The organism is Streptomonospora halophila (assembly GCF_039542725.1).
GTDB classification, from domain to species: domain Bacteria; phylum Actinomycetota; class Actinomycetes; order Streptosporangiales; family Streptosporangiaceae; genus Streptomonospora; species Streptomonospora halophila.
The window spans coordinates 36,781-60,169 of record NZ_BAABIK010000002.1 but is presented as its reverse complement, the minus strand read 5'-3'; the positions used below and the strand labels follow the sequence as shown (position 1 = coordinate 60,169).

Annotated in this window: 19 protein-coding genes; 10 read left to right on the top strand and 9 right to left on the bottom strand. The window is 73.3% G+C overall.

What is annotated here, in order from left to right; translation table 11 throughout:
• Window positions 1-82: 82 nt before the first annotated feature.
• The 3 genes from gcvP (at window position 83) to ABEA15_RS02245 (ending at window position 5,523) form a co-directional block, all read left to right on the top strand.
• Window positions 83-2,992 carry an aminomethyl-transferring glycine dehydrogenase gene (gcvP, locus tag ABEA15_RS02255; RefSeq protein WP_344144998.1) on the top strand — a complete coding sequence of 970 codons (2,910 nt, stop codon included), beginning with the start codon at window positions 83-85 and terminating at the stop codon, window positions 2,990-2,992.
• A 347-nt stretch (window positions 2,993-3,339) separates the two neighbouring features.
• Complete coding sequence (locus ABEA15_RS02250; protein ID WP_345555243.1) at window positions 3,340-4,584, top strand: tetratricopeptide repeat protein; 1,245 nt, start codon at window positions 3,340-3,342, stop codon at window positions 4,582-4,584.
• 330 nt (window positions 4,585-4,914) lie between these two features.
• Entirely contained in the window at window positions 4,915-5,523 is a 609-nt protein-coding gene (locus ABEA15_RS02245; RefSeq protein WP_345555242.1) for an alpha/beta hydrolase family protein, read from the top strand.
• Between the two features lie 102 nt (window positions 5,524-5,625).
• Here the strand turns inward: ABEA15_RS02245 and ABEA15_RS02240 are convergent, their stop codons facing one another.
• A complete protein-coding gene (locus ABEA15_RS02240; protein WP_345555241.1) occupies window positions 5,626-5,823 on the bottom strand; it encodes a DUF5999 family protein in 198 nt (65 codons plus the stop codon).
• Window positions 5,824-6,055: 232 nt separating this feature from the next.
• The gene (locus ABEA15_RS02235) at window positions 6,056-6,793 is read right to left on the bottom strand and encodes an endonuclease V (RefSeq protein ID WP_344144992.1); all 738 of its coding nucleotides are present in this window, start codon (window positions 6,791-6,793) and stop codon (window positions 6,056-6,058) included.
• Window positions 6,794-6,996: 203 nt separating this feature from the next.
• On the opposite strand from ABEA15_RS02235, the gene ABEA15_RS02230 reads away from it, so the two are divergent.
• Entirely contained in the window at window positions 6,997-8,319 is a 1,323-nt protein-coding gene (locus ABEA15_RS02230; protein ID WP_345555240.1) for an AAA family ATPase, read from the top strand.
• Window positions 8,264-8,887, top strand: a complete 624-nt coding sequence (locus ABEA15_RS02225; protein WP_344144988.1) for an RloB family protein — start codon at window positions 8,264-8,266, stop codon at window positions 8,885-8,887. The genes ABEA15_RS02230 and ABEA15_RS02225 overlap by 56 nt, the downstream gene beginning before the upstream one ends.
• 53 nt (window positions 8,888-8,940) lie before the next feature.
• Here the strand turns inward: ABEA15_RS02225 and ABEA15_RS02220 are convergent, their stop codons facing one another.
• From ABEA15_RS02220 to ABEA15_RS02205, 4 genes are all read right to left on the bottom strand, one after another.
• Complete coding sequence (locus tag ABEA15_RS02220) at window positions 8,941-10,365, bottom strand: threonine/serine exporter family protein (protein ID WP_345555239.1); 1,425 nt, start codon at window positions 10,363-10,365, stop codon at window positions 8,941-8,943.
• A 429-nt stretch (window positions 10,366-10,794) separates the two neighbouring features.
• Window positions 10,795-11,478, bottom strand: coding sequence for a response regulator (locus tag ABEA15_RS02215; protein WP_344144984.1), 684 nt, complete (start codon window positions 11,476-11,478; stop codon window positions 10,795-10,797).
• 122 nt (window positions 11,479-11,600) lie between these two features.
• Window positions 11,601-12,884 carry a sensor histidine kinase gene (locus ABEA15_RS02210; RefSeq protein ID WP_345555238.1) on the bottom strand — a complete coding sequence of 428 codons (1,284 nt, stop codon included), beginning with the start codon at window positions 12,882-12,884 and terminating at the stop codon, window positions 11,601-11,603.
• 100 nt (window positions 12,885-12,984) lie between these two features.
• Window positions 12,985-13,809, bottom strand: a complete 825-nt coding sequence (locus tag ABEA15_RS02205) for a RecB family exonuclease (protein ID WP_345555237.1) — start codon at window positions 13,807-13,809, stop codon at window positions 12,985-12,987.
• Between the two features lie 149 nt (window positions 13,810-13,958).
• Here ABEA15_RS02205 and ABEA15_RS02200 point away from each other — a divergent pair, with 149 nt between their 5' ends.
• A complete protein-coding gene (locus ABEA15_RS02200) occupies window positions 13,959-15,122 on the top strand; it encodes a site-2 protease family protein (protein WP_345555236.1) in 1,164 nt (387 codons plus the stop codon).
• Between the two features lie 36 nt (window positions 15,123-15,158).
• On the opposite strand, the gene ABEA15_RS02195 is transcribed toward ABEA15_RS02200, so the two are convergent.
• Window positions 15,159-15,632, bottom strand: a complete 474-nt coding sequence (locus ABEA15_RS02195; RefSeq protein ID WP_345555235.1) for a hypothetical protein — start codon at window positions 15,630-15,632, stop codon at window positions 15,159-15,161.
• Window positions 15,633-15,702: 70 nt separating this feature from the next.
• Entirely contained in the window at window positions 15,703-16,968 is a 1,266-nt protein-coding gene (locus tag ABEA15_RS02190) for an NsdA family TPR-like regulatory protein (RefSeq protein ID WP_345555234.1), read from the bottom strand.
• A 163-nt stretch (window positions 16,969-17,131) separates the two neighbouring features.
• Here ABEA15_RS02190 and ABEA15_RS02185 point away from each other — a divergent pair, with 163 nt between their 5' ends.
• Window positions 17,132-17,509: a hypothetical protein gene (locus tag ABEA15_RS02185; RefSeq protein ID WP_344144972.1), complete on the top strand. Its 378-nt coding sequence runs from the start codon at window positions 17,132-17,134 to the stop codon at window positions 17,507-17,509.
• Between the two features lie 19 nt (window positions 17,510-17,528).
• Here the strand turns inward: ABEA15_RS02185 and ppgK are convergent, their stop codons facing one another.
• A complete protein-coding gene (gene ppgK, locus ABEA15_RS02180) occupies window positions 17,529-18,347 on the bottom strand; it encodes a polyphosphate--glucose phosphotransferase (protein WP_345555233.1) in 819 nt (272 codons plus the stop codon).
• Window positions 18,348-18,551: 204 nt separating this feature from the next.
• Between ppgK and ABEA15_RS02175 the strand changes: the two genes are divergently transcribed.
• The 3 genes from ABEA15_RS02175 (at window position 18,552) to dop (ending at window position 23,248) form a co-directional block, all read left to right on the top strand.
• A complete protein-coding gene (locus tag ABEA15_RS02175) occupies window positions 18,552-19,511 on the top strand; it encodes a tRNA (adenine-N1)-methyltransferase (protein WP_345555232.1) in 960 nt (319 codons plus the stop codon).
• Between the two features lie 155 nt (window positions 19,512-19,666).
• Complete coding sequence (arc, locus tag ABEA15_RS02170) at window positions 19,667-21,436, top strand: proteasome ATPase (protein WP_344144965.1); 1,770 nt, start codon at window positions 19,667-19,669, stop codon at window positions 21,434-21,436.
• 291 nt (window positions 21,437-21,727) lie between these two features.
• Window positions 21,728-23,248 (top strand): depupylase/deamidase Dop, encoded by a 1,521-nt coding sequence (gene dop / locus ABEA15_RS02165; RefSeq protein ID WP_345555231.1) that lies wholly within the window; start codon window positions 21,728-21,730, stop codon window positions 23,246-23,248.
• Window positions 23,249-23,389 lie beyond the last annotated feature (141 nt).

Genomic DNA, 23,389 nt, shown 5'->3' with positions numbered 1-23,389 from the left:
CGGCCCTGGCGGGCCGTGAGCGACAGAGGGGGAGACCAGACAGGAGCAGCCGCGAAAGCGGCACAGCGACCAGGAGGTCTCCATGACGGAGCAGCCAACCCGTGAACGAGGGCCGGACGCCGGCGCCGCGGCGGCCCGCGACTTCGCCGACCGGCACATCGGCCCCGACTCCGCCGAGCTCGCGCAGATGCTCAAGGCGGTCGGCTACGGCAGCACCGACGACCTGATGACCGCGGCGCTGCCCGAGCGCATCCTCGCCCGCCCCGGGCAGCCGGCGCCGCTGGAGCTGCCCGCCGCGGCCGGCGAGTCCGAGGCGCTGGCGGAGCTGCGCGCACTGGCCGACCGCAACCGGGTGCTGACCTCGATGATCGGTCAGGGCTACTACGACACCACCACCCCGCCCGTCATCCTGCGCAACATCATGGAGAACCCGGCCTGGTACACGGCCTACACCCCCTACCAGCCGGAGATCTCCCAGGGGCGCCTGGAGGCGCTGCTGAACTTCCAGACGATGGTCTCGGACCTGACCGGGCTGGCGGTCTCGGGCGCCTCGCTGCTGGACGAGGCCACGGCCGCGGCCGAGTCGATGACCCTCGCCCGCCGCGCCACCCGCGGCAGCAGCGACGTCTTCGTCGTCGACTCCGACGTGTTCCCGCAGACCCTGTCGGTGCTGCGCACCCGCGCCGAGCCGCTGGGCATCGACGTGGTGGTGGCCGACCTGTCGCAGGGGCTGCCCGACACCGACGCCTTCGGCGTGCTGGTGCAGTACCCGGCCGGCAGCGGAGCGGTGCGCGACCCGCGCCCGGTCATCGCCGAGGCGCACGAGCGCGGCGCGCTGGCGGTGGTGGCCGCCGACATCCTCGCGCTGACGATGCTGCGCAGCCCGGGTGAGATGGGCGCCGACATCGCGGTGGGCTCCACCCAGCGCTTCGGGGTCCCGATGGGCTTCGGCGGCCCGCACGCCGGCTACATGTCGCTGCGCGAGGGGCTCCAGCGCCAGCTGCCCGGGCGCCTGGTGGGCGTCTCGGTCGACAACGCGGGCAAGCCCGCCTACCGGCTGGCGCTGCAGACCCGCGAGCAGCACATCCGCCGCGAGAAGGCCACCAGCAACATCTGCACCGCCCAGGTCCTGCTGGCGGTGATGGCCGGCATGTACGCGGTCTACCACGGGCCCCACGGGCTGCGGGCGATCGCCGAGCGGGTGCACGGCCACGCCGCCGACCTCGCCGAGCGGCTGCGCGCGGCCGGGTTCCAGGTCGTCGGCGAGCGGTTCTTCGACACGCTGCGGGTGCGCGTGCCCGGGGCGGCGGGATCGGTCGTCGAGGCGGCCGCCGAGCGCGGCGTCAACCTGCTGGCCGCCGGCTCCGACACCGTGGGCGTCAGCTGCGACGAGAACACCACCACCGCCGACATCGAGGCCGTGGTGGCGGCGTTCACCGGTTTCGGCAAGAGCGTCCCCGGCCGGACCGCCGGCGCCGACCGGCGCGCGGCCCTGCCGGAGGAGCTGCGCCGAGGGGTGGACTACCTCACCCACCCGGTCTTCTCCGCCCACCGCAGCGAGACCTCGCTGCTGCGCTACATGCGCCGCCTCGCCGACAAGGACCTGGCGCTGGACCGCAGCATGATCCCGCTGGGCTCGTGCACGATGAAGCTCAACGCCACGGCCGAGATGGAGTCGGTGACCTGGCCGGAGTTCGCGTCGCTGCACCCCTTCGCGCCGCTGGAGCAGGCCGCCGGGACCGTGCGCATCGTGCGCGACCTGGAGCGGTGGCTCGCCGAGATCACCGGCTACGACGCGGTGTCGCTGCAGCCCAACGCCGGTTCCCAGGGCGAGCTGGCCGGGCTGCTGGCCATCCGCGGCTACCACCGCGGGCGCGGCGAGCGGGGGCGCGACGTGTGCCTGATCCCCAGCTCGGCGCACGGCACCAACGCCGCCAGCGCGACCATGGCCGGCATGCGGGTCAAGGTCGTGGCCTGCGACGACGGCGGCAACATCGACATGGACGACCTGCGCGCCAAGACCGCCGAGCACGCCGGCGACCTGGCCGCCATCATGGTCACCTACCCCTCCACGCACGGCGTCTACGAGGACACCATCACCGAGGTGTGCGACCTGGTGCACGAGGCGGGCGGCCAGGTCTACGTCGACGGTGCCAACCTGAACGCGCTGCTGGGCTGGGCCAAGCCCGGGCGGTTCGGCGCCGACGTCAGCCACCTGAACCTGCACAAGACCTTCTGCATCCCGCACGGCGGCGGCGGTCCGGGTGTCGGCCCGGTGGCGGCGCGCTCCCACCTGGCCGCCTACCTGCCCAACCACCCCAGCCAGCCCGAGGCCGGGCCCTACACCGGGGTGGGCCCGGTGTCGTCGGCGCCGTTCGGGTCGGCCGGGATCCTGCAGATCTCCTGGGCCTACATCAGGATGATGGGCGAGGAGGGGCTGCGCGCGGCCACCGAGGCCGCGGTGCTCGGCGCCAACTACGTCGCCAAGCGGCTGGAGCCCTACTACCCGGTGCTCTACACCGGCCGGGGCGGCCTGGTCGCCCACGAGTGCATCATCGACATCCGCGGCCTGCAGAAGCGGACCGGCATCAGCAACGAGGACGTCGCCAAGCGGTTGATCGACTACGGGTTCCACGCGCCCACGATGTCCTTCCCCGTGGCGGGGACGCTGATGGTCGAGCCGACCGAGAGTGAGGACCTGGAGGAGCTGGACCGCTTCGTCGACGCCATGATCGCCATCCGCGGCGAGATCGACCGGGTCGCCGAGGGCGCCTACCCGGCCGACGACAACCCGCTGCGCAACGCGCCGCACACGGCCGAGGCGCTCACCGCCGACGAGTGGCGCCACCCCTACTCGCGGCACGAGGGCGCCTTCCCGGTGCAGCGGCTGCGGTTCGACAAGTACTGGTCCCCGGTCGGGCGGATCGACCAGGCCTACGGGGACCGCAACCTCGTCTGCGCCTGCCCGCCGCCGGAGGCGTTCGAGGTCTAGCCGCCGGCCCCGCCCCCCGGGGGCGGGGGAGCGGTCCGAGGACGAGCGGCGGCCGCCGGACCCGCGGAGTACGAGCGCGGGGACGGCGGCCGCTCGCCGTGTGCGCCGGACTCGTCGGGGAATAGATAAATCTACGATGTAAAGGTGGCGGTTGCGGTCGCCGCCTACCGCCGCGGTATCGGTGCCGGGAATCGTCGCGGTACCGGTACCGGGGGGCGCCCCGCCGATTCCGGGCGGTGCGGCCACGCCTCGTCATCGTGTCCGCGCCGACGGGCTAACCTCCCAGTGGAACCGCCGGGTCGGCCCCGCGCCGCCCGAACCGCCCCCCGTGTGGAAAGCAGCGCCAGATGACAGCGTCCGCCGGATCCTCCACCCACGACGCCGCCGGAGACGAGTCCGAGTCCAAGAGCCTGTGCGACCAGGCGCGCGACCTCGCCGAGAACGGACACCTCAACCGCGCCGCCCAGGTCTACGAACGCGTGGTCGAGGGCGGTGCGCAGCGCTATCTGCCGCTGGCCGCCCTCGGGCTGGCCGTCGTCCGCCACGACATGGGCGAGGTGGCGGCGTCGCGGTCGGCCGCGCGCACCGCCATCGGCACCGGCCACCCCGAGTTCGCCCCGCGCGCCGCCTACCACCTGGCCCTGTCCTTCGAGGCCGAGGGCGACGCCGAACAGGCGCGCGCCGCCTGGCGCGACGTCCTCGACTCGGGCAACAACCGCTACCGCCCGGCCGCCCACTACGGACTCGCGCGCCTGGCCGAGGACCGCGGCGACACCGAAACCGCCGAGGCGCACTGGGACCAGGTGCTGAGCAGCGACTCAGTCGAGATCGTGCCCGAGGCGGCGCACGACTACGCGGCGCGGCTGCTGGCCCGGGGCCTGACCGACGCCGCCGCCGACGTCGTCCACCGGGGCCTGGAGCTGGGCGAGCACACCGGACTGCGGCTGCTGCTGGGCGCCGTGCACGTGGAGTACGCGATCGGCGCGTTCGCGGCCGTCGTAACCGAGGCCGGCGCGCGCGGCGGAGAACCGCGCGAGGGCGCGGGCCCCGCGCCGGAGGCGCCGGGCGCGGCGCCCGAGGGGGCGGTGGCCCCCGAGGTCGCGGGCGGCGCCGTCGAACTGCTGGCCCGGCTGCTCGCGGTGCGCGGCGACGGCGAGGCCGCCGAGCGCGTGTGGGCCGACGGCCTGGCCCACCGCGATCCCGCCACCGCCGACGAGGTCCGCGCCCGCCTGCGCCGCGGCTTCCTGGCGCCCGACCCGGAGACCGCCGAGCAGGAGGACGGGCAGGCCCGTGAGGACGAGGTCTGGTGGGACCCCTACGTCGAGGCGGCCGCGGCCCAGCACAGCGCGCCGATGCTGACCGGCGAGCTGTTCGTCGCGCTGAACCGGATGTACACCCACCTCGCCCTGCCGCTGGCCCAGGGCGAGAACAACGCCGCCGCGCTGCGCCGCGCGCTGGAGGAGGCGGTGCGCACACCCGGCCAGTACGTCTGGGGCCGGGCCCTGCACGACGACTTCCGCGAGCGCCTCCGGCTCGCCGCGGGCTCCCGTGAGCCGGTGCTGCCGGAGGATTGGCCTGATGCGGCGGAGTGACGTGCGGCCGTCGCGGGTGGTCGGGGTCGGAGTCGGGCGGCTGTGGCGGGGGTGCATCGGTGGTGGGGGTGCGGGGGGTCTCCGGGCGCGGCCCGTGCCGCTCCCGCTGGGCGGGTGCAGCGCGCGGCGCCGCGCGGGCTCCGCGGGTCCGGTGGGGCGCACACAACGGGCGCGGGGCGGGCGTCGGCGCCGCCCGCCTGACGAGCGGCCACCCCGCCTGCCGCCCGGGTGTCGGGAGAACGCGGCGGGAGCGGGCGGCCCGCCCGGCGCCGGGGTCCGGCGGGCGCGCGGTAGAACGGTGATCGGGCGAACACGCCTAAGCTTGGAGCCATGGAGCTCGACACGCCCCGTGGGCCTGCGCTCGCCGACATCGATGTGCCGGCCGGCGGGCCGCCGCGCTATCTGCTGGCCATCACGCACGGCGCGGGAGGCGGTGTCGACGCGCCCGACATCACCGCGGTGTGCGACGCGGTGCTGAAGGCGGGCGGAGCCGTGGCGCGCATCACGCAGCCCTACCGGGTGGCCGGTCGCACGATGCCCGGCTCGGCCACCGGTCCCCAGGACGAGGCGTGGATCTCCGCGGTCCGGGCGGTGTGCGCGGACGCGCGGCTGGCCGGGCTTCCGCTCGTGCCGGCCGGGCGCAGCAACGGCGCCCGGGTCGCGTGCCGCACCGCCGCGGAGCTGGGCGCGGCGGCGGTGGTAGCGCTGGCGTTCCCCCTGCATCCGCCGGGCAAGCCGGAGCGCTCGCGCGCCCCGGAGCTGCGCGGGGCGGGGGCGCCGACCCTGGTGGTCAACGGGGACCGCGACCCCTTCGGCGTTCCCGACGCGGCCGACGCCGCGTCGCTGGTGGTGCGTGCCGGCGAGCGCCACGATCTGGCCAAGGACACCGGTGCGGTGGCCACTGCCGTCGTCGACTGGCTCGCTGAACGGCTGGGCTGAGCGTCCGGACCGGCGGCCTGCGCCGGGCCGGGTCGCGGGGACGGACGGCGGTCCCCGCTCGGTCGGCCGGATCGGACGGCTCGGTGCGTGTCGGGTTCGGCCTCAGGCGACGGCCCGGACGTCGGTCGGGCGGTGCGGGGCGACGACGCGGCCGTTGGGCAGCAGCTCGCCGGTGTCCTCGAAGATCACGACGCCGTTGCAGAGCAGGCTCCAGCCCTGCTCCGGGTGACTGGCGACGACGCGGGCCGCTTCGCGGGCGACGTCGTCGAAGGACGGGCATGCGGGTCGGTGCGGGCACATTGTGCGCCTCCGGTCTTCTCAACTGATGGCACCAGAAGCCTAGTGGCGCGAGTCACAGTGCAACTGGTTTTGTGCGTATTCGACGCCGCGAGTCGGCCGTTCGATCTGGTGTCGCGGCTTATTGGCCGGATCCGGCCACGCAGTGGTCCCGGCATGTCGGATAAAGGGGACCCGCCGCGTGTCGAGTGCCGAGGGCATCCGCCGGTCGGCCGTGCGCGCGGGGCGCCGGAGGTCAGACCCCCGCCAGGCGGTCGCGGCACAGCCGGTCCGCCTGCCGCACGGGCTCGGGCAGCCGGAAGCGGGGCGCCAGGCGCAGCGTCAGCGCGGCGGCCGAGGCGAGGTCGACGCGGTGGCCGACCGATACGTAGACCGGTTTCACACCCGTCCGGGTGCGCAGGCAGCGGCCGACGACCTCGCCGCCGTCGACCAGCGGCGACCAGGCTCCGCGCTCGGGTCCGGGCTCCTCGGCGCGGCCGACGAACGGCGTCTTGCCCACGCCCAGCACCGGGCGGTCCAGCGCGACGCCCACGTGGCAGGCGAGCCCGAACCGGCGCGGGTGCGCCAGCCCGAATCCGTCGCAGACGAGCACGTCGGGCCGCGTGCCCAGCTGCGCGACGGCCTCCAGCAGCGCGGGCGCCTCGCGGAACGCGAACAGGCCGGGCACGTAGGGAAAGCGCGGCCGCGACACGGCGGTAGCGGAGTCGACCACCTCCCACTCCGGAGCGGCCAGCACGACAGCGGCGGCGGCGAGCCGGTCGTCGTCGGCCGAGTAGGCCACGTCCAGCCCCGCGACCAGTGAGACGGCGCCGGCGTCGATCGCCTCCCGGCGCACCAGCGGCGCCGAACGCTCCTGCAGCGCCCGCGCCTCGTCCGCGCCGCAGGGCCACTCCTGCAAACCGGGCGGCCCCGGCCCGCCGGCTCCGCCCGCCTGCGGCCGCGCCCCGGTGCCTGCGCCCGCTGCGTAGTCCATCCCCCGAACTCTAGGCCGCCGGAGCCCGCGCGTCGGGCGGGGGCGCGGTTGCTGCACCGCTCCGCGGCTGCGCCGCGCGGCGAACCGAGACGGGCGCACGTTGCGTGATCTCCCTGAGGGGACAGGCGGTCTGTTCTAAGGTGGAGACCGCGCTGCGATGGGAGTGGCGTACTCGTGACCGACCGCTACGAGGGGATTCCGGGATGCTGCTCAGTTTCCGCGTAACGAACCACCGGTCGTTGCGCGACGAACAGCAGCTTCTGCTGACCCCCGAAGGCCGGCAGGGCGAGGAACCGCCCGCGCCGGAGAGTGTGGAACCGCTGCGCGTGGCCGGTATCTTCGGCGCCAACGCGTCGGGCAAGAGCAACATCGTCGACGCATTGCGGTTCATGGTGCTCCAGGTGCGCGGTTATCCGCGGCGAGGTCGCGAGGAAGAACCCGCGGAAGGCATCGAGCGCTCGCCGTTCCGCTTGGACCACGACTCGCCCGGTCGTCCCTCGACATACGTGGTCGACCTGCTCGACGACGGCGAGCGGCACACCTACGGCTTCGTCATCGATGACACCGCCGTCGTTGCGGAGTGGCTGTTCCGCTACACCGCCGACGGGCGTGAAGAGGTGGTGTTCGAGCGGGACGGGGATGAACTGTCGAACGAACCCGAGGGCGGGTTGTTCCCCGTTTCCGACGTGATCGAGATTGAGTCGAACGTCCTCCTCATGGAGGTCTTCGCGAAGTTGCAGCCGAAGTCGTTCGATTCAACGGAGATGCGTTCACTCCGCGCAGTCTCGCGGTGGTTCACCACCGGTTTGGTGATCAGGCAGCGTACTTTCGGGCTTCCCAGGAGAAGGGTGGAGGTTCCGGGGCATTGCGACCGAATTACCGAGAAGCGCCTCAGTAAGCTTCTTGTGGCGGCCGACACCGGCATCGAGGACATCCAAACGGAATCCTTCTCACGGGAGATGCGGGATGGCCGGGAGCAGGAGTTCGTCAGGTGGGTGTTTCGTCACCGGGCGTCGGGGCACGAGCACGTCCTCGGCCTGGAGGACCAGTCTGAAGGGACGCAGGCGTTGATGGATCTGGGCCTGCGCGCCTTCTCCGTGCTCGATCGCGGGCGCACCATGGTAGTGGACGAGTTGGACGCCAGCTTGCACACTCATCTTTCCGCACGCTTGATCGAGCTGTTTCGGGACCCCCGAACCAATCCTCGCGGCGCCCAGTTGATCTTCACCAGCCACGACGCCGCCCTTTTGGGTAGGATTCGCGGTGGGGAGGTTCTCGCGCGGGATCAGATCTGGTTCTCGGAAAAGAGTCCGGAGGGTGCGACCGAGTTGTATCCTCTGTCCGGTTACGAGGTCGCTGACGAGGGTGCCCGCGCCCGGAAGTACCTCGCCGGCCGCTACGGCGCCGTCCCTTTCGTTGACGACGACTTGTTTTCCGCCGCACTGGCGGCTAGGGAGGATCCCATCCCCGATGACTCCTCAGCGCCGTACCGGCGGAAGGCGCCCGGCAGGTCCAAAGGAACGTAAGGCCGTTCTCGTTCTCTGCGAAGGCGAAACCGAGGTCGCGTACCTCAAAGGCCTGCGGGAGCGCTATTCTGGTTTTCGGCTCGAGGTACGGCAGGCGAAATCGACAGACGCCCTTCGTATAGTCAAAGAGGCGACCCGGTGCGCAGCCGACGGATTCCACCAGGTCTGGGCCGTGTTCGACACCGAAGGAGAGGATGTCACTCCGGCCGAAGAATGTGCGCAGGACTTCAATCGGACAGCCAAAGATGTGTCCGTCTGTATCGCGGTTTCTCATCCTGATTTCGAGGTGTGGCTCCTGCTGCATCACCGGAAGGCCGAGGATGTGAAGAAGTGCTGCAGAACAGGCGAAGCGGCGCTGATGCTGCAGCAGGTACTGCCGGGCTGGCAGAAGGGCGAGTGGGACCGGCGGCGTCGGCGCGGCACCCGGTTCGAGGACTTCGCCGAGCGAGTCGAGGACGCCTGCCGCCGGGCCGACCGACTCGGCCGGTTCCACACGACCAACCTTCCCTCGACGAATGTCGGCATGCTGGTCCGGGCCAAGGAAGACGGCTTCCGCGCGCTTCCGTGACGTGCGCCGGTCGGACCCACGCGCGTCGGGCGGGGGCGGGGGCGGGGGCGCCGCTACACCGCTCCGCGGCTGCGGCGGGCGGCGGGTCGGCTGCGGCGGCCGGCGCCGGCGAGCCCGCCGCGCTGGAAGGCGCGGACCAGCTCGCCGCCGAAGCTGACCCCGGCACCCAGGCCCAGGCCGATGGCCACCGCCTCCGACAGGCTCAGCAGGCCCTGGACGGGCTGGCTGAGCGTGATCTCCAGCAGGCCCCGGTAGAGGATGCTGCCGGGAAGCAGCGGCGCGATCGCCGGAATGACATAGGGCAGGACCGGCCGCCGGGTGCGGCGCGCCAGGGCGTGGCCGACCACGCCGATGGCCACGGCGCCGGCCGCGGTGCCCATGATCGGCGGCGCGTCCAGCAGCCCGCGCACCCCCGCGTAGATCACCCAGATCATCACGCCCATGAGGCCAATCCACGGCAGCATCGGCGGCGGGACGGTCAGCGAGACCGCGAAGGCCATGGCGATCCCGGCCGCGCCGATCAGCACCGGCAGGCTCAGGTCGGTGCCCAGGGTCGGCAGGTCGTCCAGGGTCACGTCCACGCCCAGGCGCACGGCGGTGTAGGCCACCGCGCCGACACCCGTGATGATCGCGCCGAGGGTGAGGAAGACCTCCAGCAGCCGCGCGGACCCCGAGACGTAGCTGCCGCTGATGCCCTCCTGCAGGCTGGCCACCAGGGGCCGCCCCGGCAGCAGGGCCATGATGTTGCCGGTGATGACCGCGCCGGCCTGCAGTTCGAGCTCCAGGCTGTCGCTGGCCCACAGCAGCCCCACACCGATGGAGGAGGCCACCATCGTCGCCCCGGTCATCTGGTAGAACTCGGCCACCCCGCGCCGCGCCAAAAACGCCGAGGTGCGGTCGCCCAGCACCGTCGCCAGGAACGCCGCGGCCGCCACGGCCAGCTGGCCGCCGACCATGAGGCTGGCGCTGGAGGCGATCAGGCCGAACCCGGTCACGATGAGCCAGTTCGGGTAGGGCGAACGCGCGCGCTTGATCGCCCGCAGGCGCGCGACGGCGCCCTCAAGCTCGACCGCGCCCAGCGCCGCGTCCTGGACCAGGGCGTGCAGCTCGTTGACGCGGAAGTAGTCCAGCGTGCGCCGGCGCACCACCCGCTCCCCGGTGATCGGCGGATGGTCGCCGCCCGGGTGCGTCGACAGCGTGATCGCGGTGAAGGTGACCGATACCTCCGAGCGCGGCAGCTCGAAGGCGACCGACAGGCTCAGCATCGACTCGCTGACGACCTCGGTGCTCTCGCCGCTGGCCAGCAGCAGCTCGCCCACGCGCAGCACGAGGTCGAGGGCGCGCGGGTCGGGCAGCTCCACGGCCTCCTCGAAGAGGTCGGAGTGCATCTCCGCCTCCCGGGCGGCGCGCCAATCCCGCAGCCGGCTGAGCAGATTGTCCTCGTTCGGCGATGCGGAGAGCTGGGGGTCTTCGGCCATGACCGGTTCTCGATACCTCCTCTGTGCGCGAAAGCGGCGGCCGCAGGGGCGACCACGGGGTGAGACGCCGCATCTCGGGCGCCGGTTGGCGGCGCGGACCCCGGCTGGGCGGTGAGGTCGATCACTGCCCATCATCCCAGGTCACCGCCTCCGTCCTGAGGACGGCGCCCGTGCGGCGCGGCGCTTGCGGGCGGCCGCCGCGCGCAGCGGGTCCGCCCACGACGACCGCACCGCGACCACTACCCCGATCACCGCCGCCATGCCCGGCGGAGGCGGCGGCGCGACCGCGGGCACCGGGCGGTGCGGCGCGGCCGCACGCGCGAGAGCCCCGCCCGGGGGCCGGAGAGGGTGCGCTGCGGCGCCGCGCTTCGCCCCCGCGAAGGCGGGCGGTACCGGTCGGGGCCCGCCGGAGACACCGGAGCGGGACCGTCAGTCCTCGTCCTCGCCGGGGCGCACGATGCCGGTCTCGTAGGCGTGCACCACCGCCTGCACCCGGTCGCGCAGCCCGAGCTTGGTCAGCACGTTGCCGACGTGGGTCTTGACCGTGGTGTCGCTGACCACCAGGCGGCGCGCGATCTCGGCGTTGGACAGGCCGCGCGCCAGCAGCCGCAGCACCTCCCGCTCGCGCTCGGTGAGGTGGTCCAGCTGCGGCGCCGGGCGCTCGCGCGAGGTGGGGAGCTTGTCGGCGAAGCGGTCGAGCAGCCGGCGGGTGACGGTGGGCGCCACGATCGCCGCGCCGTCGGCCACCACCCGGATCGCGCCCGCGAGCTCGTCCGGCGGCACGTCCTTGAGCAGGAACCCGCTTGCGCCCGCGCGCAGCGCCTCGACGACGTACTCGTCCAGGTCGAAGGTCGTCAGGACCAGTACGCGCACCTGCTGGCCGCTGCCGCGGGCCCACCGGAGGATCTCGCGGGTGGCGTCGATGCCGTCCTTGCCGGGCATCCGGATGTCCATCAGCACCACGTCGGGCAGCAGCCGGCGGGTGTCGGCGAGGGCGGCGTGGCCGTCGGCCGCCTCGCCCACCACCGAGATCTCCGGCTCGGACTCCAGGATCAGCCGGAACCCGGTGCGCAGCAGCGGTTGGTCGTCGACGAGCAGGACGCGGATGGCCATGTGCCGATTCTCGGCGATCACCGGGTGCGCTCCGACCACCGCGGCCGGAAGCGGCCGCTGTACGGCCGCCGCCCGGGTGCCGCCCGGCGCGGCGTCCGGGCCCTGCGCGGGCGGCGCCGCCGTCAGCCGCGGCGTGCCAGCGGGATGCGGGCGCGCACCTCGAACCCGCCGCCGTCGCGCGGTCCCGCCTCCAGCTCTCCGCCGTAGAGCGCCACCCGCTCGCGCATGCCCACCAGGCCGTGGCCGGGCTCGTCGGAGGCCGGCGGCCGCGAGCCGGTCCCGGGCGCGCTCCCGCCCTCGTCGGCCACGGACACGTCGACCGCCCGCGTGCCGTAGCGCACCGACACGGTCGTGGGCGCGTCGCGGCCCGCGTGCTTGAGCACGTTGGTCAGCGACTCCTGCACGACGCGGTACAGGGTCAGGTCCAGTCCCGGGGCGAGCTCCACCGGGACGCCCTCGGCCACCAGCTCCACCGGCGTTCCGGTGTCGCTGATCTGGCGCACCAGCTCGCCGATCCCGCCCAGGCCCGGCTGCGGACCGCGGTCGGCGCCGCCGTCCCCGTCGGGCTCGCGCAGCACGTCCACGATCCGCCGCATCTCCGACATCGCCTGGCGACCGGTCTCCTCGATCTCCACCAGGGTCTGGCGGGCCCGCTCCGGCGAGCGCTCGATCACCCGGCGCCCGGCCGTGGCCTGCACGGTCATCACGCTCACATGGTGGGCCACTACGTCGTGCAGCTCGCGGGCGATGCGCGTGCGCTCCTCGGCCAGCACCGCGCGCGTGTGGGCGTCGCGGGCGCGCTCCAGCCGCTCGGCGCGGGCGGCGAGTTCCACCATGTGGAACGACCGCATCCGCACCAGTCGGCCCACCCACCACGAGGCCAGGATCCAGCCCAGGTAGAACGCCTGGTTGATCCACCACGGCTCGCCGCTCTCGGCGGACCCGGTGGCCGGGCTCAGCACGGTGGTCGCGACGTTGACCACCACTCCCGCGCCCACCCCGGCCAGCGAGCGCACCAGCGTCAGGTAGCGGCCCACCGAGTAGGCCGCCGCCGCGATGCCCAGGCTCGCCGCACCCCAGACCAGCACACCGGCGACGTCCCCGGCCAGCCCGCTGACCGTGAGCACGATCAGCACGGTGAAGGGCAGGTAGCGGCGCGCGAGCAGGGTCAGCGCCAGCGCGGCGCCGGCGGCGTGGCCGGCGGCGCCGTGGACCCACACGGCCGACATCTCGGGCGTTTCGCGGCTGAGGGTGACCAGTGCCGAGTTCGTGGCGGCCAGCGCCACCACCATCGCGGCGTCGGTCAGCCACGCCCACCGCCGGGCGCGCAGCGGCGCGAGCCCGCCGCCGGCGTCGTCGGCGCCGGAGGCGGTTTCGGGCGCGGGCCCGGGCGGTGCGGCGGTCACCCGCACCACGCTAGAAGCGCGCGCCCGCCCCGCGGACCTCCGCCCGGCCGATCTCGTCTCCTCCGCCGGTAGGAACGCGGGGCCGCGCACGCGCCGCGGATCAGCCCGCCCGGGCCGGCTCGGGCAGCGGGGGAGGGGTGCCGCCGAACTCCGGGCACAGCGCCTGGTGGTCGCACCAGCCGCACAGCTTGCTGGGCCGCGGGTGCCAGGAGCCCGAGCGCGCGGTGCGGTCGATGTCGTGCCAGATGCCCAGGATCTCCGACTCCGCCGCCCGCAGCTCCTGCTCGGTGGGCTCGTACCAGCGCACTCCGCCGTCGCCCAGATACATCAGTTGCAGCCGGGCGGGGACCTCGCCCAGCTCGCGCCAGAGCATCACGGCGTAGAAGAAGATCTGGAAGCGCGCCTTGTCCTCGAAGCGGGGGTGCGGGGACTTTCCGGTCTTGTAGTCGACGATGCGGATCTGGCCGGTCGGGGCGACGTCGAGGCGGTCCAGGTAGCCGCGCAGCCGCAGCCCGGACTCCAGCGTGACGTCCAGGCGCAGCTCGCGGTCGCGGGGCTCGAGCCGCTCGGGGCGCTCCATCTCGAAGTAGCGCTCCAGCAGCCGGCGGGCCTCGGCCAGCCACGCCGCGGCGTCGTCCTCGGTGGGGAACAGCGCGGCGGCGGCCTCGGCCCGGGACTCGCGCAGGCGCTCCCACTGCGGTTCCAGCAGCGAAAGCGCCGTCCGGCGGGTGCGGGTCTCGGCGGGCAGCTCGAAGAGGCGCTCCAGCACCGCGTGCACCAGTGTTCCCTTCAGTGCGGCGGCGCTGGGGCGCTCGGGCAGGCGGTCGATGGCGCGGAACCGGAACAGCAGCGGGCACTGCAGGAAGTCGGCGGCCCGCGACGGCGACAACGCAGGGATCAGGGGAGCGGCGTCGGGGGAGTCCATGCCCCAACAGTACGACGGCCCGCCTGGCGCGGCATTCGGCTTGGCGAGGCGGCCCAGTGGCCTCCGCCGTCCGGAGCGGCCGGGCGCCCCGCCGCCGCCCACGGCCCGACGGCCCTGTACGCGGCGGCCGTTTGCATAGAGTGGTGGGTGTGACCGACCACGGCAGCAGTACCCCGCCCGAGAGCCCGAGCACCCCCCGCCCCGCGCGCCGGGGGTCGGGATGGCTCATGGCCCGGCCGTTCGGCATCCCCGTCTACGTGACCCCGTCGTGGCTGATCATCGCGGTCATCATCACCGTGATCTACCAGCCGGTGGTCGAGCGCACCCTCCAGCTGGGCGCGGTGTCCTACCTGGTGGCGTTCGTCTTCGCGGTGCTGCTCTACCTGTCGGTGCTCGTGCACGAGCTCGCCCACTCCGTCACAGCCCGCATGTTCGGCCTGCCCGTCGGCCGCATCACCCTCTACATGCTCGGCGGCGTCTCCGAGATCGAGCGCGAGGCCCCCACCCCCGGGCGCGAGTTCCTGGTGGCGCTGTCGGGGCCGGTGCTGTCGCTGGTGCTGGCCGGGGGCGGGTTCGCGGCCTACTGGCTCGTCGACCCGCGCACCGTTCTGGGCGTGCTGATCTGGCAGCTGTGGGTGGCCAACCTGCTGGTGGGCGTGTTCAACCTGCTGCCCGGGCTGCCGCTGGACGGCGGGCGCCTGGTGCGCGCCGTGGTCTGGGCGATCACCCGGCGGCCCCGCGCGGGCACCGTGGTCGCGGCCTGGGGCGGCCGCGTGCTGGCGGTGCTCATCGTCGCCGTGCCGGTGCTCTACGGGCTGCGGACCGGATCGGCGCCCAACCTGTTCGGGCTGCTGTGGGCGCTGCTGCTCGCCTCGTTCATCTGGATGGGCGCGGCCTCGGCGCTGCGCGCGGCGCGCCTGCGCGAGCGGGTGCCCACGCTGCGGGCCCGTGAGCTCGGCAGGCGGGCCACCGTCGTCGGCGCCGATACCCCGCTGGCCGAGGCCCGGCGGCGCATGCGCGAGGAGGGCACGCGTGCGGTGCTGGTCGCCGACACCGCCGGCACGCCCACCTCGATCGTCAACGAGGCCGCCGCGGCCGCGGTCCCCGACGCCCGGCTGCCCTGGGTGCCGGTCTCCAGTGTGGCCGGCGGCATCACCCGCGGCGCGGTGATCAGCGCCGACCTGGAGGGCGACGACCTGCTGGAAGCGCTGCGCGCCTACTCGGCGCCGGACTACCTGCTGGTGGAGCCCGACGGCACGACCTACGGCGTGCTGCGCACCGCTGACGTGCAGGAGGCCTTCACCCGCCGCTGACGCCGGCCCCGCCCATCGGCGGCGCGTGTGCGCGCGTCAGCGCGCGGCACCTTCGGGCCAGACCACGGTGACGGGGCGGTTCAGGCTCCGGGCGTAGTCGACGATGTCGGCCGTGCCGCCCGGGCCGCGCGGGGGCCGGCCGTCCCACACGGCCACGAGCTCGTCGCAGTGCTCCACCAGGTACCGGCCCGCATCCATGTGCGCCCGGGGGGTGGACTCCACGTGCGGCAGCCGGTGCACCAGGACCGCCTCCGACAGCAGCGCGTCGTAGGCGGCCCGGTGCCAGGCGGGCAGGCCGTCGCGGTAGCGCTCGGCGGGCACCACCGCCTCCAGCGCGCCGCCCGCGTCCAACACGGCGCGCGCGAACAGTGCGTCGGCGCCGTCGGCCAGGCAGGACAGCCCGGTCAGCCGCGGAGCCAGGCCGCTCAGGTGTTCGCGCAGACCGGAGCCGACATCGCGCTCCAACGCCTCGGAGAGTCCGCGGTGGCCGGTGATCGCAAGACGCCGCATCGTCCTTCCTCTCGTGCCGGGGTGGTACCCCGCCGGCTGCGGATGCCCACGCCGGCCGGGCCGCGTGGCGCTACCCGGCCAGCGCCGCCGCCAGGTGCTCGTCCAGCTCCTTGACGCAGCGGGCCCCGGGCCCCCTGTAGGCGCGGCGGAAGCGCCGCACGCGCGAGATCAGCCGGTCGGAGCGGAAGTGCGCGCCGATCCGCAGCGACTCGGCGGCCAGTGAGAACGCCTCGTCGACGTCGCCGGCGTCGGCGTGTGCGCTCGCCAGCTCCACCATCAGCCCCGCGCCCTGCTTGGCCGAGGGGCGCACCCCGCCGAAGGCCTCGGCGAAGGCCGCGCGGGCCTCGTGCGGGCGGTGCAGCCGCACTCCGGTCAGCGCACGGTATCCGGCGACCTTGGCGGTCGTGAAGGGAAAGACCCAGGGCCAGGGCGGCCCGGTGTTGTCGCTGCGCTCGACGGCGCGCTCGGCGGTCGCGATCTGGGCGTCGGCGGCCTCGGCGTCGCCGAGCGTGGCGTGGGCCATGGCGCGGGTGCAGGCCAGCCACGCGGTCGCCGTGGGGTGGGCGTCGGTGCCCAGCAGCCGTGCGGCCTCGTCGGCCAGCTCCAGGCCGGCGGCGGCGTCCTCGGTGTCGGTCTCGAAGGCCGCCAGGCTGCCCGTCATGTAGGCGCCCAGCAGCGGGTCGCCGGCCAGCCGCGCGTTGCGCACGGCGGTGCGGTAGTAGCCGCGTGCCGAGCCGGCGTCGTCCATGTCGGCGTGCAGCCAGGCGGCGAAGCCGGCGGCCTCGCTGGCCGCAGCGGCGATGCCCGGCGCGAACGGGGTGTTGTGCGAGCGCGCCAGGGTGCGCCCGGTCAGCTCCACGTGGGCGACGGCGCCGCGGGCGAGCTCGCGCGAAGGCGCGGCGGAGTCGAGCCGGCGCTGTCCGCCGGTGATCGCGCGCAGCGTGGGCGCCGTCGCCTCGTCGGCCTGCACGCTCTGCGGCGCCGAGCGGGGCGCGAGCGCGGCCGCGGCGACGGCCTTGCCGAATTCCCGTCGTCTCGTCGGACCGGCCCCCCTCTCCGGCTCTGCGGAGTCCGCGAACCCGAGGAGGCGGACGGGGATGGCCAACCGCCCGGCGATCTCGCGGACCTGGTCGACGGTGAGCGACTGCTGACGGTTGACGACCCGCGACACCCAGCTCTGCGAGTAGCCGACCGCGCGGGCGAGCTCGCCCTGCGACCATCCGCGGGCGAGCCGCACCTGCGCCAGGACACGGGCGAGATCGCAGGTCGCCAGTGCTTCGGCGACGCCGTCGCGTTCCCAGAACTCCGTCGGCAGAGCGCTTTCTCGTCGGGGCATGAGCCTAGATTAGGGGTTCTACCTGGCATGGGTGGCTATGAGTGAAAAGAGTGCCGCTATGCGTAGGTCGCATTCCGGGTTTCGCGGACCCTCGTGCCGAGGCACAGTCAAGAGGCCAAAGTCCCTGCGGTGCAAGGGATCCGCGTAACAGTCAGGAGCGACGATGACCGTCGAGACCCCGCCGTCGGGGATACCCGTGCTGGCCGCAGGTGGCCACCGACTTGACTGCGGCGCCGACGATCCCCTGTGGTTGCGCGCGCTGTGCGGTCTCTCCGCCGAGCTGCACTCCCGCGGGCTGCAGGCCCGCATGGACGCAGCCGTCGGAGCGGTCGAGGCCGTGGGGGCGGGACCGGCGGAGGGATCGGCGCCGCGCGTCCAGCGGGCGCTGCTGCGGCCGCACCGCGGGCGCCTGTGGTGGTGGATGTGCTGGGGCGCCCAGCCCGTCGTCCCGCCGCCGCACCGCACCCCGCTCACCCCGGCGGCCCGGCCCGCCGACGCCGCACGGCGCATCGCGGGCGTGCTGGCCGCGCCGCGCGACTGAGCGCCGCGGCCGCGCGGCCTCAGCCCTGCGCGTCGGCGCCCTGCGTGCCGAGGTCCGGCACCGCCGGGCCGAACCGCTCCACCGCCAGGCAGGCGGCGCCCACGATCCCGGCGGTGTTGCGCAGCTCGGCGGGCACGATCGGCGCGTTGAGCCGCAGGAAGGGCAGGAACTTGTCGGCTATGCGGCTCACCCCGCCGCCCACCACGATCAGATCCGGCCACAGCAGCCGCTCGACCTCGTCGTAGTAGCGCTGCAGCCGCTCGCGCGCCCACTGCTCGTAGGAGAGCCCCTCGCGGTCCTGGACGCTGGAGGCGGCCCTGGTCTCGGCGTCGTGGCCGTCGATCTCCAGGTGCCCGAACTCGGTGTTGGGCACCAGGTGCCCGTCCACCAGCAGCGCCGTGCCGATCCCGGTGCCCAGGGTGGTCAGCAGCACCACGCCCCGGATGTCGCGCGCCGCGCCGTAGCGGTGCTCGCCCACCGCGGCGGCGTCGGCGTCGTTGACCACGTAGACCTGGCGCCTGGTGGCGTCGGCGAGCAGCTTCTCGGCGTCGGTGCCCACCCAGGACGCGTCGACGTTGGCGGCGCTGCGGGCCACGCCGTGCTGGATGACGGCGGGGAAGGTCACCCCCAGCGGCGCCGACCCCGCGACGTGCTCGGGGAACGCGTCGGCGATCTCGGCGACGACCCCGGCCACGGCGGCGGGCGTCGCGGGCCGGGGCGTGGCCCGCTTGATCCGGTCGACCAGGAACGTGCCCTGCCCCAGGTCGACCGGGGCCCCCTTGATCCCGCTGCCGCCGATGTCGATGCCGAGACCCACCTCGGGAGTACTGGGCGCCATCCTCATCCGTCCTTTTCGACCCGTGTGCGAGGCGGGCACGGCCCGGGTGTGCCCGCAGTCTCATTGTGGCCCCTGCGCGGCACTCCCGGGTGCGCTGCGCGCCAGGTGGGGCGGTGCGCGCGATTACGCCGCGCGGGGCGCCGGCCGCTAACGTGGGCGACTGCCCGCCCCCGATCCACCGACACCGTGAAGAGACGAGTACCTGTGACCGGCATCCACGGCCGCCGCGGCCCTTTCAGCGAGGGCGACATCGTGCAGCTCACCGATCCCAAGGGCAAGATGCACACCATCACCCTGCGGGAGGGGGCCGCCTTCCACACCCACCGCGGGCGGCTGGACCACGACGAGCTCATCGGCAGCCCCGAGGGCAGCGTCGTGCGCTCGACCTCCAACATCGCCTACGTGGCACTGCGCCCGCTGCTGGCCGACTTCACCCTGTCCATGAAGCGCGGCGCCACGATCGTCTACCCCAAGGACGCCGCCCAGATCGTCGCCCAGGCCGACATCTTCCCCGGCGCCCGGGTGGTCGAGGCCGGCGGCGGCTCCGGAGCGCTCACGTGCTGGCTGCTGCGCGCCGTGGGGGAGGAGGGGCTGGTCTGCTCCTACGAGCGCCGGGCCGACTTCGCCGACATCGCGCGCACCAACGTGGAGCGCTTCTTCGGCGGGGAGCACCCGGCCTGGCGGCTGACTGTGGGCGATCTGGCCGAGGATCTGGCGGAGACCGAGGTCGACCGGGTCGTGCTGGACATGCTGGCTCCGTGGGAGTGCCTGGACGCCGCAGCCGAGGCGCTGGTGCCCGGCGGGCTGGTGTGCGCCTACGTCGCCACCACGACCCAGATCTCGCGGGTGGTCGAGGGACTGCGCGACAACGGCTCCTTCTACGAGCCGCGCGCCTTCGAGACGCTGGTGCGCGAGTGGCACGTCGAAGGGCTGGCCGTACGCCCCGATCATCGGATGATCGGCCACACCGGGTTCCTGGTGACCGCGCGGCGCCTGGCCGACGGCGCCGAGCCGCCCCAGCGCCGCCGGCGGCCCGCCAAGGGCGCCTACGGCCAGGACTGGCAGCGTGAACAGGAGTCCCGCGGCACCGGCGAGCGGAGCGGCGGCGAAGCCGGCGGCCCCGCGTCCGAATCCGGTGGGGTGGCCGAAACGCAGGAATCCTGACATTACGTTCCCATTACGCCGCGCAGCCCCCTATCAGGGTGACCTAGGCCTTCACAACATCGAAAAGTGAGCGCTTCGACACTCGCGGCGGGCGGGAGGTTAGGAATAGTCCATGGGTAGGTAGGGTTTCGAGTAGTCGTCCTTCTTATAGGGAGGTGGCGGACGTGGCCGATCGCGACGACGAGCGTCAGACCGAACGCGACCGTGAAGTCGCGGAACTCACCGCTCAGGTCTCCTATCTGGAGAAGGAGCTCAGCGTAGTCCGGCGCAAGCTCGCCGATTCCCCCCGCCACGTGCGGCTGCTCGAGGACCGGTTGCGCGAGGCGCAGGCCAACCTGGCCGCCGCGAACGGCAAGAACGAGCGCCTCGTGGCGACCCTCAAGGAGGCTCGCGACCAGATCACGGCCTTGAAGGAGGAGGTCGACCGGCTGTCGCAGCCCCCGTCGGGATTCGGCGTCTTCCTGGAGGCGCGCGAAGACGAGACCGTCGAGATCTTCACCAACGGCCGCAAGATGCGGGTCAACGTGAGTCCCTCGGTCGAGGTCGACGAGCTCCGGCCCGGCCAGGAGGTGATGCTCAACGAGGCGTTCAACGTCGTCGAGGTCCAGTCCTTCGAGACCATCGGCGAGGTCGTGCTGCTCAAGGAGTTCCTCGAGGGCAACGACCGCGCGCTGGTGATCAGCAACCACGACGAGGAGAAGATCGTCCGCCTCGCCGAGCCGCTGCGCGACCAGCCCGTGCGCCCGGGCGACTCCCTGCTGCTGGAGCCGCGCTCGGGCTACGTCTACGAGCGCATCCCCAAGTCCGAGGTCGAGGAGCTCATCCTCGAAGAGGTCCCCGACATCGCCTACACCGACATCGGCGGCCTCGGCGGGCAGATCGAGATGATCCGCGACGCGGTCGAGCTCCCCTACCTGCACAAGAACCTGTTCTACGAGCACCAGCTGCGCCCGCCCAAGGGCGTGCTGCTCTACGGCCCGCCCGGCTGCGGAAAGACGCTCATCGCCAAGGCGGTGGCCAACTCCCTGGCCCGGCAGGTCGCCGAGAAGACCGGCCACGACGTCGGCAAGAGCTTCTTCCTCAACATCAAGGGCCCCGAGCTGCTGAACAAGTACGTGGGCGAGACCGAGCGGCACATCCGCCTGGTCTTCCAGCGCGCCCGCGAGAAGGCCAGCGAGGGCTCGCCGGTCATCGTCTTCTTCGACGAGATGGACTCCATCTTCCGCACCCGCGGGTCCGGGGTGTCCAGCGACGTCGAGAACACCATCGTCCCCCAGCTCCTCAGCGAGATCGACGGTGTCGAGGGGCTGGAGAACGTCATCGTGATCGGCGCCTCCAACCGCGAGGACATGATCGACCCGGCGATCCTGCGGCCCGGGCGCCTCGACGTGAAGATCAAGATCGAGCGCCCCGACGCCGAGGCCGCCCGCGACATCTTCTCCAAGTACATCACCGAGGACCTGCCCCTGCACGAGGAGGACCTCGCCGAGCACGGCAGCTCGGCGCGCGCCACCGTCGACGGCATGATCCAGCGGGTCGTCGAGCGGATGTACTCCGAGAGCGAGGAGAACCGCTTCCTGGAGGTCACCTACGCCAACGGCGACAAGGACGTCCTGTACTTCAAGGACTTCAACTCCGGGGCGATGATCCAGAACATCGTCGACCGCGCCAAGAAGATGGCCATCAAGGACTACATCGACAACACGGCGCGCGGCATCCGCGTCTCCCACCTCATGCAGGCCTGCGTCGACGAGTTCAGCGAGAACGAGGACCTGCCCAACACGACCAACCCCGACGACTGGGCCCGGATCTCCGGCAAGAAGGGCGAGCGGATCGTCTACATCCGCACCCTGGTCTCCGGCAAGAAGGGCGCCGACTCCGGGCGCTCGATCGACACCGTGGCCAACACCGGCCAGTACCTGTAGGACGCCTGCAGGACCGGGCCGCAGCGTCGTATCGGCACGTCGGGCCGCCCCGCGCGGGCGGCCCCGCACCGGCCGGCCCCCGCCCGGGGGCCGGCCGCGCGCGGTTCCCGACCCCCGGCACGCCGCCGGCCCGGGAAATTCCCGATCGGGCCCCGCGGGCGGCGGATCCCCGGGCACAGCCCCGTTTCCCCGATGCCGCGGTCTGCACCGAAAGGGGGGAAATCAGTGGCTCTTGCGCCACAATTCGCCGGGGCGAGTTCAAGACCCGCCCACGATGGATAACCTTCCACCATGAGTGTGCAGCGGATTATGGGCATCGAGACCGAGTACGGCATCTCCGTGCCCGGAAACCCCGGTGCCAACGCGATGGTGACCTCCACGCAGGTGGTCAACGCCTACCTGGCGGCCTCCGCAGCGCGGGCGCGCAAGGCCCGCTGGGACTTCGAGGAGGAGAACCCGCTCCGCGACGCGCGCGGTTTCGACCTCGCCCGCGAGGTCGCCGATCCCACCCAGCTCACCGACGAGGACCTCGGGCTGGCCAACGTCATCCTGACCAACGGGGCCCGCCTCTACGTCGACCACGCCCACCCCGAGTACTCCGCGCCGGAGGTCACCAACCCCCGCGACGCCGTGCTGTGGGACAAGGCCGGCGAGCGCGTGATGGCCGACGCCTGCCGCCGCGCGAGCACCATCCCCGGCGTCGAGCCCATCCAGCTCTACAAGAACAACACCGACAACAAGGGCGCCTCCTACGGCTGCCACGAGAACTACCTGATGCGCCGCTCCACGCCGTTCGGCGACATCGTCCGCCACCTCATCCCGTTCTTCGTGTCGCGCCAGGTGGTCTGCGGCGCCGGCCGCGTGGGCATCGGAGCCGACGGCCGCGACAGCGGGTTCCAGATCAGCCAGCGGGCCGACTTCTTCGAGGTGGAGGTGGGCCTGGAGACCACCCTGAAGCGGCCCATCATCAACACCCGCGACGAGCCGCACGCCGATCCCGACAAGTACCGGCGCCTGCACGTGATCGTGGGCGACGCCAACATGAGCGAGATCTCGACCTATCTCAAGCTCGGCACCACCGCTCTGGTGCTGTCCATGGTCGAGGACGGCTTCCTCAACGTGGACCTGTCGCTGGAGACACCCGTGGCCGACCTGCGGGCGTTCTCCCACGACCCGGGCCTCACCCACGCCGCGCGGCTGCGCGACGGCCGCCGGATGACCGCCGTCGAGCTGCAGCGCGAATACCTGGAACTGGCGCGCAAGTACGTCCAGGACCGCTTCGGTACCGACGTCGACGCCGACACCTCCGACATCCTGGACCGCTGGGAGTCCACCCTGGACCGCCTGGCCGGCGACCCCATGCAGCTGTCCGAGGAGCTGGACTGGGTGGCCAAGCTCAAGCTGCTGGAGAGCTACCGCACCCGCGACGGGATCGACTGGGGCCACCACCGCCTCCAGCTCGTCGACCTGCAGTACTCCGACGTCCGTCCCGACAAGGGCCTCTACAACCGCCTGGCGGCCCGGGGCCGCATGCGGCGGCTGCTGCCGGAGGACGCGGTCGAGCGCGCCGTCACCGAGCCGCCGGAGGACACCCGCGCCTACTTCCGCGGGCGCTGCCTGGCCAAGTACGCCGACTCGGTGGCCGCGGCCTCCTGGGACTCGGTCATCTTCGACCTGCCCGGCCGCGACTCGCTGCAGCGCGTACCCACGCTGGAGCCCCTGCGCGGCACCCGCGAGCACGTGGGCGACCTGCTGGACCGCTCGGCCACCGCCGCCGACCTGGTCTCGGTGCTCACCGGGGACCGCCGCTGAGCGCCCCGCAGCCCGCCCGGGCCGGGGCGGTGCCGCCCGCGGCGGGGAATCCCCGCCACCCCGCCCGCGTTCGCCCGGATGAGGGGCCGACGCCCGGGCCGGGCGGTAACACGCGCACAACGGGCGCCGCCATCGAGGTTG